Raw genomic sequence first — 12,618 nt, forward strand, 5'->3', positions numbered from 1 at the left:
AACCGATGGCGCAGCGGCCTGAGCCCTGCGCCATAATGTGTTTCAGGCGCGTGCCCGACCGGCGACGAAGCCAACCCCGAGGCCGAGGGCCGCACCGATCACGGCGAAGATGCCGATGTGCTGCATCTGGCCGGTGGTCAATGAGCCGCCGTTGGTACCTGCCGGCCTGTCGCCCTGAACCTCGAGGCTGAAGTCGCCGATCTTGATCTCGGCAGCCTGAGGCCGGGTAAGATACCCGGCCAGGGCGCCGACCACGAGTCCGACGAGGAGAAGGCCAATCTTGGCGTTCATGCGCTCAGGCCGCGGCGGCGATCTTCTTCGCCTTTTCCTTGGCGTCCTCGATCGTGCCGACCATGTAGAACGCCGCCTCCGGCAGGTCGTCGTAATCGCCGTTCACCAGGCCCTTGAAGCCCTTGATCGTGTCGGCCAGGGGGACCTGGATGCCGGGCGAGCCGGTGAAGATCTCGGCCACCGAGAAGGGCTGCGAGAAGAAGCGCTCGATCTTGCGGGCGCGGGCGACGGTGAGCTTGTCCTCTTCCGAGAGCTCATCCATGCCCAGGATCGCGATGATGTCCTGCAGGGCCTTGTAGCGCTGCAGGGTCTGCTGGACGCGGCGGGCGACGTCGTAATGCTCCTCACCGAGAACGGCGGGGTTGAGCATGCGCGAGGTCGAGTCCAGCGGATCCACCGCCGGGTAGATGCCCTTCTCGGCGATGGACCGCGAGAGCACGGTGGTGGCGTCCAAGTGGGCGAACGAAGCGGCGGGCGCCGGATCGGTCAGATCGTCGGCCGGCACGTAGATGGCCTGCACGGAGGTGATCGAGCCCTTGGTGGTGGTGGTGATGCGCTCCTGCAGGGCGCCCATGTCGGTGGCCAGCGTCGGCTGGTAACCCACGGCGGAGGGGATGCGGCCGAGGAGAGCCGACACTTCCGAGCCGGCCTGGGTGAAGCGGAAGATGTTGTCCACGAAGAACAGCACGTCCTGGCCCTGGTCGCGGAAATCCTCGGCGATGGTGAGGCCGGTCAGCGCGACACGCGAGCGGGCGCCGGGGGACTCGTTCATCTGGCCGTAGACGAGCGCACACTTGGAGCCTTCGGCCGAGCCGTTGTTCTCCTTCGGGTCCATGTTGACCTTGGACTCGATCATCTCGTGGTAGAGATCGTTACCCTCGCGGGTGCGCTCACCGACGCCGGCGAACACCGAGTAGCCCGAGTGCACCTTGGCGATGTTGTTGATGAGCTCCATGATCAGCACGGTCTTGCCGACGCCGGCGCCGCCGAACAGGCCGATCTTGCCGCCCTTGGCGTAAGGGGCGAGGAGATCGACCACCTTGATGCCGGTGACGAGAATCTGCGACTCGGTGGACTGCTCTGCGTAGGACGGCGCGGGCTGGTGGATGGCGCGCAGGGTGTCCGACTGGATCGGGCCGGCCTCGTCGATCGGCTCGCCGATGACGTTCATGATGCGGCCGAGGGTGTTGAAGCCGACCGGTACCTTGATGGCTTCGCCGGTGTCGGTGACTTCCTGGCCACGAACGAGGCCTTCCGACGTGTCCATGGCAACGCAGCGCACGGTGCTCTCACCGAGCTGCATGGCCACTTCGAGAACGAGGCGGTTGCCGTTGTTCTTGGTCTCGAGGGCGTTGAGGATCTCCGGCAGGTGGCCGTCGAAGTGAACGTCGACCACGGGGCCGATGACCTGGGTGATCTTGCCGACCTTGTTGGAGCCGGCGCCGGGGAGAGCGGTGTTCGCCATGTTACGGGTCCTTCGAATATGTTGCGGTCAGGGCGACGGGGAGCGCTTAGAGCGCTTCGGCACCCGAGATGATTTCGATGAGTTCCTTGGTGATCATGGCCTGACGCGTACGGTTGTAGATCTGCGTCTGCTTCTTGATCATCTCGCCCGCGTTGCGCGTGGCGGAATCCATGGCACCCGTGCGTGCGCCCTGCTCGGAGGCCGCGTTCTCCAAGAGAGCGCGGAACACCTGGACGGTGAGGTTGCGCGGCAGGAGCGTGTCGAGGATCGCTTCCTCGCTCGGCTCGAACTCCAGAGCGGCATCCGGAGCGGTACCGCCGGCTGCGGGCAGCTCGGCCGGGATGAGCTTCTGGGCGGTCGGCACCTGGGCGATGACGGAGCGGAAGCGCGAATAGAACAGCGTCGCTACGTCGAACTCGCCGTCGTCGAAACGCGAGATGATGCTCTGCGCGATCTCGGCGGCGAACTCGTAATCCACCGGCTTGTTGCCGCGCAGGTCACGGCTCTCGATGATCTGGTCGCGGTACTGGCGACGCAGGAGGTCGTAGCCCTTCTTGCCGACCGTGACGATCTTCACCGTCTTGCCCTCGGCCGTCAGCGTGCGGATGTGCTCGCGGGCCAAACGCACGATCGACGAGTTGAAGCCGCCGCAGAGGCCGCGGTCAGCCGTGCAGACGACCAGCAGGTGAACCTTGTCGGCTCCCGTGCCGGACAGAAGCTTCGGACCCTGGACACCACCGACGAGGTTCGCGGCGAGGTTGCCGAGCACCTGGGACATCTTCTCGGCATAGGGGCGTGCGTTCTCGGCGGCATTCTGCGCCCGCCGCAGCTTTGCGGCGGCGACCATCTGCATCGCCTTGGTAATCTTCTGCGTGCCCTTCACCGAAGCGATGCGGTTACGCAGATCCTTCAAACTCGCCATGGGGTGACTTCCAGATCCGTTCGGTGCGGTTCGACGCCATCTCTCTTCCCCTCGAGTGAGGAAGAGCCGGAGTTGGGGGTGGTGTCGAAGAGGTCTCGGCCGGTCCGGCACACCTCCACCCCAGTCCCCTCCCCGCCAAGGGAGGGGATCATCGACTGGCTTTAGGCCAGCGACTTGGCGACGCTCTCGACGACGCCCTTCAGCGTCTTCGCGCTGTCGTCGGACAGATCCTTCGAGTCACGGATCTTGGTGAGCAGATCGGCGTGCTTGGTGCGCAGGGTCGAGAGCAGCGCGTCCTCGAAGGGACGGACCTTCGACACGGGCAGAGCGTCGAGATAGCCGTTCACGCCGGCATAGATCACCGCGACCTGCTCTTCCATCTTCAGCGGCGAGAATTGCGGCTGCTTCAGGAGCTCTGTGAGGCGCGAGCCGCGGTTCAGGAGCTTCTGGGTCGAGGCGTCGAGATCCGAGCCGAACTGCGCGAAGGCAGCCATCTCGCGGTACTGGGCGAGCTCGCCCTTGATCTTGCCGGCGACCTTCTTCATCGCCTTCGTCTGTGCCGACGAGCCCACCCGGGACACCGAGAGGCCGACGTTCACCGCCGGACGGATGCCCTGGTAGAACAGGTCGGTCTCGAGGAAGATCTGGCCGTCGGTGATCGAGATCACGTTGGTGGGGATGTAGGCCGAGACGTCGTTGGCCTGGGTCTCGATAACCGGAAGCGCGGTCAGCGAGCCGTTGCCGGCGGCGTCACCCATCTTGGCGGCGCGCTCGAGCAGGCGCGAGTGCAGGTAGAACACGTCGCCGGGATAGGCTTCGCGGCCCGGCGGGCGGCGCAGCAGCAGCGACATCTGGCGGTAGGCCACGGCCTGCTTGGAGAGATCGTCGTACACGATCACGGCGTGCATGCCGTTATCGCGGAAATACTCACCCATGGCGCAGCCGGCGAAGGGGGCGATGAACTGCATCGGTGCCGCGTCGGAGGCGGTGGCGGCGATGACGATGGAGTATTCCAGCGCGCCGTTGTCCTCGAGGGACTTCACGAACTGCGCGACGGTGGAGCGCTTCTGGCCGATGGCGACGTAGACGCAGTAGAGCTTGGCGTTCTCGTCGGTGCCCGCATGGGCCGGCTTCTGGTTGAGGATCGTATCGAGGGCGATGGCGGTCTTGCCGGTCTGGCGATCGCCGATGATGAGCTCGCGCTGGCCGCGGCCGACGGGGATCAGGGCGTCGATGGCCTTGAGGCCGGTGGCCATCGGCTCATGCACCGACTTGCGCGGGATGATGCCGGGCGCCTTCACGTCGACGCGGCGACGCTCGGTGGTGGCGATGGGGCCCTTGCCGTCGATGGGGTTGCCCAGCGCGTCGACGACGCGGCCGAGGAGTGCCTTGCCGACCGGAACGTCCACGATGGCGCCGGTGCGCTTGACGGTCTGACCTTCCTTGATGTCGCGATCGGACCCGAAGATCACGATGCCGACGTTGTCCTGCTCGAGGTTGAGAGCCATGCCGCGCACGCCCGACTCGAACTCGACCATCTCGCCGGCCTGGACGCTGTCGAGGCCGTAGGCGCGGGCGATGCCGTCACCTACGGAGAGCACTTGGCCTACCTCGGTGACTTCGGCGTCCTGGCCGAAATTCTTGATCTGCTCTTTCAGGATCGCGGAGATCTCGGCAGCGCGGATGTCCATCGTCTGGCCTCTTTAAATTCGGAACGAAGTTGCTGTGGAGAAAACGGGAGCGGTCGTGCGCCGGGGCGCCGACCTCAGGCTTCCCGCATCGCGAGTCGAATACCGTTGAGCTTGGTCCGCAGGGACGCATCCACCATCCTGCTGCCGATCTTGACGATGAGACCGCCGATCAGGGCCGGATCCACCCGCAGGTCGAGATCGATCTCGGACCGGGCGACATCGCGCAAGGACGCCTTGATCTCTTCAAGGACGGCGTCGGAGGGGCGCTCGGCCACCGTGACTTCGGCCCGCACGATGCCCTTCGAAGCAGCCACGAGCCGATTGAAGCAGCGGATCATGTCCGGCAGCACGAACAGGCGCCGGTTTGCGGCGGCGAGACGGATGAAGTTGGCGCCGAGCCCAGTGATTCCGGCCTTGTCGAGGATGGCGCCGATGGCGGCTTCCTGCTGCTCGCCGGTGAAGACCGGGCTGCGCACGAGGCGCATCAGGTCGGCGCTCTCGTTCAAAAGGCCGTCGAATTGCTGAAGGCTCGCGGCCACCGCATCGATCTGGCGCTCGTCGCGGGCCAGCTCGAACAGTGCGGAGGCATAGCGACCTGCTACGCCTGCAACCGGGGAACCCGCCTCGGAACTGGTCTGCGCCACGCGCCACTCTCTCTTTTAATCCGGCCCGAGGTTCCGGCCCATGACACCGTTCTCGGCGTCGGCTCTTAAACCGTCAGGAATGGGAACCGCCTCGAAATACAGGTCTGAAACCCGTCCTCCCGGCGCGGCGAGGGCCTAGCATGCGTGTTGGGGAGGCGCAAGACGAAGACGGCTCTGCATAAGCTTGTGCGGCGCGCGGTCATGCGATCATCCCCAATCCGCGCAAACGATGGCGAAGGTGAGGCGCGGACCGGGTGGCATCGGTCGGGACCTACAACAAGGACCGTCAACACGCGATCTGGTCGCAACGGCGCATGGCGCCGATCATCCGGGCGAGGGATTTCGCTCCCGGATGCCCGAGCAGGCCGGTATTGCCGAGGACGTAGGAGGGAGTCGCCATGAGGCCGAGGTCGGCGGCCATCCGCATCTGCGCCCTCAGGGCGAGTCGCACCTCGTCGCTGTCGGCGATCGTCTCGATCTCAGAAGCGGAAACACCCAGGGCGGCGGCAACCTGAAGCGCGCCGCTGCCGTCGATCTTGCCCGGCTTGGCGAGGAGCCTCTGGTAGAGCGTCCAGGCTGCGGCCGAGCCCAGCTTACGCTGGATCGCCAAGGCGACCTTCGCCGCCTGCGCCGATTGCGGCGAGAGAATCGGATTGTTGACGAGCCCGATCCGCAAAGCGGCATCGCTTGCGGCGAGCGACACCATGTCGACCGCCGCCTTCCGGCAATACGGGCAATTGTAGTCGAAGAACTCGTAGAGCGTGATTTCCGCCTCGCGGGCGCCCACGTATGTGACACCCTTCAACGCTGGGATTTCTCCGACGATCTCGCCCGGGAGCCGCGTGTTCGCGATGGGTCGGCCGTCGTCGTTATCGACCTTGAAGGTCTGGCCGTATCCCTGGGCCACACTCGCGCCGGAGGAGGCGACGAGAGAGGCCAGGCTCACGGCCCCGGTTAGGAAAGTTCGACGGTCGATGGTCATGGGAACCAAGCCTCGAATGTGCGCGGTTTCCAATCATTCGGCACCGCAGGTCGCGCCTCATAATCCCGGTTCGTGACCGTATCCAGTCCGCCGGTGCCCGCAACGGGGATCGTTCCGGCACAGCCAGTCCGTCCGTCAATGAGATATCGTTCCATGTCCCAGAACCGGGCACCTAAAAGGGCCTCCGCTTCGTCTTACCAAATATCAAAATAATCAGATAAAAATTCGACATTGTATAATTCTAAAGGCAGAACTGACATGGATTTATACGGAAATATATAGTTCTATTTGAGAAATACTAAACTCAATGGCGAGTGCACTCACCTGATTTGAAATACAAATACATCTTGTTCACTTTTTATAACGTTATCGTGATGGGCGATTTCTGATTTTTGCGATCCAGTGAGGATCTCGTTAACTTGGCAGATAGAAACGCGAGCGTATCAAAGATTGCAGGGTCGAGCGCGGCGATCCACCCCCAACCCTTACGCGTCAAATAGGGTGATGAACTTCTTCACGAACAGCGATCTCCGGTCCAAGATCGACGCACTGGATCGCTCTCAGGCGGTCATCGAATTCGATACCGATGGCAAGGTACTGACGGCCAACGGGAATTTTCTTGCTGCAATCGGCTACGAACTGTCCGAGATCCAGGGCAAGCACCACAGCCTGTTCGTCGAACCGGCGTTCCGGGAGAGCCAGGATTACCGTGCCTTCTGGACCGCCTTGGCCGCCGGCACCTTCCAATCCGGCGAGTTCAAGCGCATCGGCAAGGGCGGGCGCGAGATCTGGCTGCAGGCCACCTACAATCCCATCCTCGGACGCGACGGCAAAACCACCAAGATCGTCAAGTTCTCGTCCGACATCACCGAACGGGTGATGCAGTCGATCAACAACGAGGGTCAGATCAAGGCCCTCAACCGCTCTCAGGCGGTGATCGAGTTCGCCCTCGACGGCACCATCCTCACCGCCAACCGGAACTTCCTCGACGTGATGGGCTACGACCTGTCCGAGATTCAGGGGAAGCATCACAGCCTGTTCGTCGATCCCGCTCTGCGCGCCGGCGCCGAATACAAGAGCTTCTGGGACGAGCTCGGCCGCGGCGAGTATCAGGCCGACGAGTACCGGCGGATCGCCAAGGGCGGCCGCGAGGTGTTCATTCAGGGCACCTACAACCCGATCCTCGACCGTGCAGGACGCCCGCTGAAGGTCGTCAAATTCTGCATCGACGTGACGCGGCAGGTGCTGGAGCGCAAGCGCCGCGCCGACATCCAGATCTCGATCGCCACCGACCTCAACGCCATCGCGGGATCCGCCTCCGGTGCGTCGCTGCAGGCCGGTCAGGCCGCGCTGGCTTCGACGCAGGTCTCCGCCGACATTCAGACCGTGGCGTCCGGCGCCGAAGAGCTTGCTGCGTCGGTGTCCGAGATCAGCATGCAGGTCACTCACGCGTCCGAAATTTCCGGTCAGGCGGTGAGGCAGGCTCAGGAAACCAGCACCATCATCGCCGGCCTGTCCGGTGCGGCGACCCGAATTGGCGAGGTCGTCGCCCTGATCCAGGGCATCGCGGCACAGACCAACCTTCTCGCTCTCAATGCCACGATCGAGGCGGCACGGGCCGGTGAGGCGGGGCGGGGCTTCGCCGTGGTCGCCACCGAGGTGAAGGCGCTGGCCGCCCAGACTTCCAAGGCCACCGAACAGATCACCGCTCAGATCGCGTCGACCCAGCAGGCGACGCAGGACGCGGTGGGGGCCATCACCTCGATCCAGGACACGATCATGACTCTGAACGAGGTCGCGAGCGCGATCTCGGCCGCGGTGGAGGAGCAGAGCGCCGTCACCCGTGAGATGTCGGCCAGCATGCAGACCGCCTCGAACGGCGTCACCCTCATCACCGGTAGCCTCAGCGAAATCGCCCGCTCCACCGAAGAGGTCGACGAGGCCACGCAGAAAGTGAGAACCGCCTCACAAGAGGCTGCCTGAGGCCTCACCGGCCTCGCTTCACGGATGGAAAGACACGGTCGCGGCCCGACCAAAGCGCGCGACCGACCTTTATCGTAGGGTAACCTCGTGGCCTCGGTTCAACTTGGCCGTCTCGGCCAGGAATCAGTGGCGCCTATCGCATCGCCCCCGGCCGGTCACCGGTCGCCCAGGCGAGAGCCTGCTCAAGCCGGTCGTTGCCCCAGAACAATTCGCCGTCGCCGGTCAAAAAGGTCGGGGCGCCGAAGATGCCGCGCGAGCGCGCCTCCTCTCCGTTGACGCGCAGACGCCCCTTGTTGCCCTCCAGAGCCGCGGCCTTGAGGATCACGGTGCCGTCGAGACCGAGCCGGTTGAGGATTCCGGCCACGGCCTGGGGTTCGGCGATGGAGTGCCCAACGGCGAACTGGGTCTCGTAGACGGCTTTCGAAAACGGAACGAGCCAGTCGTGATCCATGCCGTAGGTGGCTGCGCGCGTGGCGCTCAGGCTGTTCTGCGGGAACGGGTCGGGCCGTTTCAGCGGCGGCAGGCCTTGCCGCGCCGCCTCACGCTCCACGTCCCGCCACATATGCCGTCCCTTGGCGGGGAAGAGATTGAACGGAGAGGAATTCCAGCCCTGGCTGGCGAAGATGGGCCCCAGGAGAAACGGCCGCCATCGCAGGTCGACGCCGGCGGCCTGCGCCATCGCATCGATCCGCATGGCCGCCAGGTAGGAGTAGGTGGAGGAGAACTCGTACCAGAATTCGAGGGTCGGCCGTCTCGGCATTCGTCGAATCTCCGGCGTGGGATCAAGAGTGGGGTCGGATTACGCAGTTTCGGCTGTCGCGGCCAGGGCGGCAACAGGGTCCGCTGCCGCGGCCGTGGAAAGCGGGGCCGATACCTCTGCAACGTCTCCTGCGGCATGCCGGTTGCACGACGCGGCTCTCGGCTGATAAGTCGCCCCCACGTCACGAGAACCGAAGCGAGCCCCATGTCAGACGCGAATCCGAAGCCCGTCAACAAGGTCGTGCTCGCCTATTCCGGTGGCCTCGACACCTCGATCATCCTGAAATGGCTGCAGACCACCTATGGCTGCGAGGTCATTACGTTCACGGCCGATCTGGGCCAGGGCGAGGAACTCGAGCCCGCGCGAAAGAAGGCCGAACTGCTCGGCATCAAGCCGGAAAACATCTTCATCGAGGACCTGCGCGAGGAGTTCGTGCGCGACTACGTCTTCCCGATGTTCCGTGCCAACGCGGTCTACGAGGGCGTCTATCTCCTCGGCACCTCCATCGCCCGCCCGCTCATCGCCAAGAAGCAGATCGAGATCGCCGAACGTCTCGGCGCCGACGCGGTCTGTCACGGCGCCACCGGCAAGGGCAACGATCAGGTCCGGTTCGAGCTCGGCTATTATGCCTTGAAGCCCGATGTGACCGTCATCGCCCCGTGGCGCGAATGGGACCTCAAGAGCCGTGAGCAGCTGATCGCTTTCGCCGAGCAGCACCAGATCCCGATCTCCAAGGACAAGCGCGGCGAGAGCCCGTTCTCAGTGGACGCGAACCTTCTCCACGCCTCCTCCGAGGGTAAGGTCCTGGAAGATCCGGCCGATGAGGTGCCGGATTACGTCTACTCGCGGACCCTCTCGCCGGAAGAGGCCCCCGACACCCCGACCATCGTCACGATCGGCTTCGAGAAGGGCGACGCGGTTTCCATCGACGGCGAGGCACTGTCACCTGCCACGCTTTTGGCCAAGCTCAACCAGCTCGGCCACGACAACGGTATCGGCCGCCTCGATCTCGTGGAGAACCGCTTCGTCGGCATGAAGAGCCGGGGCATGTACGAAACGCCGGGCGGCACGATCCTGCTGCCGGCCCACCGCGCCATCGAATCGATCACGCTGGACCGGGGCGCGGCGCACCTCAAGGATCAGATCATGCCGCAATATGCGGAGCTGATCTATAACGGCTTCTGGTTCTCACCGGAGCGCGAGATGCTCCAGGCCCTCATCGACAAGAGCCAGGAGATGGTCACCGGCGAGGTCCGGCTGAAGCTCTACAAGGGCGGCATCCACGTCATCGGCCGCACCAGCCCGAACTCTCTCTACGATCAGGACCTCGTCACTTTCGAGGAGGGCGCCGTGGCCTACGATCACCGCGACGCGGCGGGCTTCATCAAGCTCAACGCCCTGCGCCTGCGCACCCTGGCGCAGCGGAAGAAACGACAGGCTTGAGAACCTCAACCTTGACGGACGGAGCGGTTCGGCCCGCACGGTTCGCTCGGATCATCGGCGCCTTCCTCGTTCTGACGATCGTCGCGAACGCCGCTCTCGGCGTCGCGTCGTCCGCTTTCGTAGACCTCCGTTCGACGGCGTTCCTGTGCCTCTGGCTGCACGCCTTCGTCTCCATCTACGACGGCGTCTCCGGTCGCCTGCGAACTCTGACCTGGCTCCTTCTGTGCGGTGTCTGGGTCGCGAGCGAAGCGGCCCTTTTCCTCGATACCTTCATTCCATGGGGGCAGATCGCCTTTTGGGTCATCGCCTCGCTGGCGACCCTGCCCGTCGTAGGTTCGGTGATCGCCAATCTTCTGACGGAAGCGCACGCGGCGACCGCCTCGACCTCGCGGGGCGGCGGAACTATCGGTCCGACCCCGCTTCTCCTGGCCGTGGCCGTGGCCGCCGATTTTTTCGTTCTCCATCTCGCGTCGCGGCAATGGACCCGAAGCGCAACCCTGAAAGCTGCGGTCTTCGCTGCCGCCGCATTGCTCGCGGGCGGTGCAGTGGGCAATCTCACGGGTCTTGCGCCTCCCGAACGTGTGCCCTCGAGCGACACCTTCGCGATCCTTCCTCCGTGGTACGCGCTGCCCTACTACGCGATCCTTCGCGCCGTGCCGGATAAGACCGGCGGCCTACTCTTGATGGCCTGCATCCTCGCCGCTCCCGCGGCTTGGCCATGGGTCGGCGCGTCGCGGGCGCGCAACGGACGGCTGCGCTTACTCTATGGTGCCGCCTGCGCAACCTTCGCGATGGCGTGGATCGGGCTGTGCATCCTGGGCGCGGGAGCTGCGGCCGAATCGACCCTGGTCCATTCGCGGATTGCCGCAGCCTATGTGCTCGCCTTCTTCGTTGTGATCGTGCCCTTGATCGTACGGTTTTCGGACGACGGTCACACGGCCGCCCAGACGGTTGCCCCATCTGGTCGCCGGTAAAGGCCGGGGGCGAGATCGCCGTACCGCAGGAAGATCTGCAAGACCGGCTGCATCTCGTGATGCACGGAGGGAAGTTCTGTTCCCACCCCATAGGGCTCTGCCGTGTGGAAGGCGGGGACGTCGCGGGCCTCGTCCCAGAGCAGGTTGAGCTTCGGAATCAGAGCCAGATGTTCGGCCGTGACGTCGAAGGTGACGTGCTCGGGCGTCTCGCCCGTCGCCTCGTCGCGGAACACGTCGCCGACATCCTCCGAAGACAACTTGGCCAGGGTGTTGTGATAGGCGTAGCGCCCCGGCTTCAGCACGGCATTGTGGAGGAACACCGCAAGCGCCTCGCCCAATGCCCGGTGCTCCTCATCTGCTCCGTCATCGTCCCCGGTGACGTTGAAGATGTCCCCGTCGCGGTCGGTGCTGCCATAGGGTGCGTCGGGATGCACGATGGGCGCGCCCTGCCCGGCCGGGTTCCAGGCCACCACCATCCGGCGGATCAGGGCGATCCGCTCGAGGGTGAGGTCGAAGGTTGTGCTGTCGGCCATGTCGCGTCCGCTACCGATGTGGTGTTCGTCTTGCCTCGTATCCGCCCCATCACGGGCCGGCCCCGGCCGCCTGCCGGGCAATGGAGGGCTCTATGGCACGAGTCGCGGTGAGCCTCCACGTGTTCGGATTCAGCGAAGGCAGCCCATCAATCCGCCGACACCGTTCATTCTTGCCTGGATGCGGGCGGCGACTGCGCGCACGCCCCGCGACGGCAGGGCCGGGTTGCGCTGGATCGGATTCGGCAGAACGGCGGCGAGGAGGCTCGCCTCGCTGCGACTGAGGTTCCGCGCGCCTTTTCCGAACCAGCGCTGCGAAGCGGCTTCGGCGCCGTAGACGCCCTCCCCCCATTCGGCGATGTTGAGATAGACCTCCATCATCCGCCGCTTGCCCCACAGGGCGTCGGCCATGACCGCGAGGGGAATTTCGAGGCCTTTCCGGATGAAGGAACGGCCCGGCCAGAGAAACACGTTCTTCACGGCCTGCATGGAGATGGTCGAAGCCCCGCGGCTCGGCCCCTCGTCATCATCCACCACGTCGCGGAGGGCGCCCCAGTCGACGCCGTTGTGAAGGCAAAAGCGCTGGTCCTCGGACGCGATGACAGCCTGGACGAGAAACGGCGAGATCGCATCGAGGGGGACGGCCTCCCGGCTGACGGGCTTACCGCTCACCCATCGCGCCAGCATCAGGGTTGAGGGCGGCGTCAGCGCACTATAGACGAGCCCCAGAACAAGAATCAGGGCCAGCAACATGACGGGGAGCAGCATGACGAGGCCGACGAACCGCCTCACCCAATGTTTCCTTCGTCCTTGGCGGATGGAATCGAGATCGCGCGCATGGCGTGATCGCGAATCGCTGTCTTCCGCCGCGCCGTCGCGCCGTTCCTGAATCCGTACCTCCCGCACAACGACGCGCCCATTCTTGACCAAGGC

12 protein-coding genes are annotated in these 12,618 nt (G+C 64.7%); 3 read left to right on the forward strand and 9 right to left on the reverse strand.

What is annotated here, in order from left to right; all coding sequences use genetic code 11:
• Positions 1-42 precede the first annotated feature (42 nt).
• The 6 genes from MBTS_RS07900 to MBTS_RS07925 all read right to left on the reverse strand — a co-directional run bounded on the left by MBTS_RS07900 (position 43) and on the right by MBTS_RS07925 (position 5,995).
• Positions 43-291 carry a hypothetical protein gene (locus MBTS_RS07900; protein ID WP_192215365.1) on the reverse strand — a complete coding sequence of 83 codons (249 nt, stop codon included), beginning with the start codon at positions 289-291 and terminating at the stop codon, positions 43-45.
• Positions 292-295: 4 nt separating this feature from the next.
• On the reverse strand, positions 296-1,756 hold the full coding sequence (atpD, locus tag MBTS_RS07905; RefSeq protein ID WP_018044914.1) for a F0F1 ATP synthase subunit beta: 1,461 nt from the start codon (positions 1,754-1,756) through the stop codon (positions 296-298).
• Between the two features lie 46 nt (positions 1,757-1,802).
• Positions 1,803-2,678, reverse strand: a complete 876-nt coding sequence (locus tag MBTS_RS07910; RefSeq protein ID WP_018044915.1) for a F0F1 ATP synthase subunit gamma — start codon at positions 2,676-2,678, stop codon at positions 1,803-1,805.
• A 161-nt stretch (positions 2,679-2,839) separates the two neighbouring features.
• Positions 2,840-4,369 (reverse strand): F0F1 ATP synthase subunit alpha, encoded by a 1,530-nt coding sequence (gene atpA, locus MBTS_RS07915; protein ID WP_056148003.1) that lies wholly within the window; start codon positions 4,367-4,369, stop codon positions 2,840-2,842.
• Between the two features lie 74 nt (positions 4,370-4,443).
• Positions 4,444-5,013, reverse strand: a complete 570-nt coding sequence (locus tag MBTS_RS07920; RefSeq protein ID WP_056148001.1) for a F0F1 ATP synthase subunit delta — start codon at positions 5,011-5,013, stop codon at positions 4,444-4,446.
• Between the two features lie 286 nt (positions 5,014-5,299).
• Complete coding sequence (locus tag MBTS_RS07925) at positions 5,300-5,995, reverse strand: DsbA family protein (protein ID WP_147831762.1); 696 nt, start codon at positions 5,993-5,995, stop codon at positions 5,300-5,302.
• Between the two features lie 504 nt (positions 5,996-6,499).
• Between MBTS_RS07925 and MBTS_RS07930 the strand changes: the two genes are divergently transcribed.
• On the forward strand, positions 6,500-7,978 hold the full coding sequence (locus MBTS_RS07930) for a methyl-accepting chemotaxis protein (RefSeq protein WP_056147997.1): 1,479 nt from the start codon (positions 6,500-6,502) through the stop codon (positions 7,976-7,978).
• Positions 7,979-8,111: 133 nt separating this feature from the next.
• On the opposite strand, the gene MBTS_RS07935 is transcribed toward MBTS_RS07930, so the two are convergent.
• A complete protein-coding gene (locus tag MBTS_RS07935) occupies positions 8,112-8,738 on the reverse strand; it encodes a 2-hydroxychromene-2-carboxylate isomerase (protein ID WP_018044920.1) in 627 nt (208 codons plus the stop codon).
• A 204-nt stretch (positions 8,739-8,942) separates the two neighbouring features.
• Between MBTS_RS07935 and MBTS_RS07940 the strand changes: the two genes are divergently transcribed.
• The gene (locus MBTS_RS07940) at positions 8,943-10,181 is read left to right on the forward strand and encodes an argininosuccinate synthase (RefSeq protein ID WP_056147994.1); all 1,239 of its coding nucleotides are present in this window, start codon (positions 8,943-8,945) and stop codon (positions 10,179-10,181) included.
• 11 nt (positions 10,182-10,192) lie between these two features.
• A complete protein-coding gene (locus tag MBTS_RS07945; protein ID WP_056147991.1) occupies positions 10,193-11,155 on the forward strand; it encodes a cytochrome b family protein in 963 nt (320 codons plus the stop codon).
• Here MBTS_RS07945 and MBTS_RS07950 read toward each other — a convergent pair.
• Together MBTS_RS07950 and mtgA are read right to left on the reverse strand one after the other, a co-directional pair.
• Positions 11,113-11,688, reverse strand: a complete 576-nt coding sequence (locus MBTS_RS07950) for a hypothetical protein (RefSeq protein ID WP_192215366.1) — start codon at positions 11,686-11,688, stop codon at positions 11,113-11,115. The two genes, MBTS_RS07945 and MBTS_RS07950, sit on opposite strands and share 43 nt — an antisense overlap.
• 129 nt (positions 11,689-11,817) lie before the next feature.
• The gene (gene mtgA / locus MBTS_RS07955; protein WP_082477699.1) at positions 11,818-12,615 is read right to left on the reverse strand and encodes a monofunctional biosynthetic peptidoglycan transglycosylase; all 798 of its coding nucleotides are present in this window, start codon (positions 12,613-12,615) and stop codon (positions 11,818-11,820) included.
• Between the last annotated feature and the right edge of the window lie 3 nt (positions 12,616-12,618).

This window comes from Methylobacterium bullatum (genome assembly GCF_014845095.1).
Classification (GTDB): Bacteria; Pseudomonadota; Alphaproteobacteria; order Rhizobiales; family Beijerinckiaceae; genus Methylobacterium; species Methylobacterium bullatum.

Coding starts and splice junctions, on each gene's coding strand:
- MBTS_RS07900 (WP_192215365.1), bottom strand. CDS start 291: ATGAACGCCAAGATTGGCCTTCTCCTCGTCGGACTCGTGGTCGGCGCC.
- atpD (WP_018044914.1), bottom strand. CDS start 1,756: ATGGCGAACACCGCTCTCCCCGGCGCCGGCTCCAACAAGGTCGGCAAG.
- MBTS_RS07910 (WP_018044915.1), bottom strand. CDS start 2,678: ATGGCGAGTTTGAAGGATCTGCGTAACCGCATCGCTTCGGTGAAGGGC.
- atpA (WP_056148003.1), bottom strand. CDS start 4,369: ATGGACATCCGCGCTGCCGAGATCTCCGCGATCCTGAAAGAGCAGATC.
- MBTS_RS07925 (WP_147831762.1), bottom strand. CDS start 5,995: ATGACCATCGACCGTCGAACTTTCCTAACCGGGGCCGTGAGCCTGGCC.
- MBTS_RS07930 (WP_056147997.1), top strand. CDS start 6,500: ATGAACTTCTTCACGAACAGCGATCTCCGGTCCAAGATCGACGCACTG.
- MBTS_RS07935 (WP_018044920.1), bottom strand. CDS start 8,738: ATGCCGAGACGGCCGACCCTCGAATTCTGGTACGAGTTCTCCTCCACC.
- MBTS_RS07940 (WP_056147994.1), top strand. CDS start 8,943: ATGTCAGACGCGAATCCGAAGCCCGTCAACAAGGTCGTGCTCGCCTAT.
- MBTS_RS07950 (WP_192215366.1), bottom strand. CDS start 11,688: ATGGCCGACAGCACAACCTTCGACCTCACCCTCGAGCGGATCGCCCTG.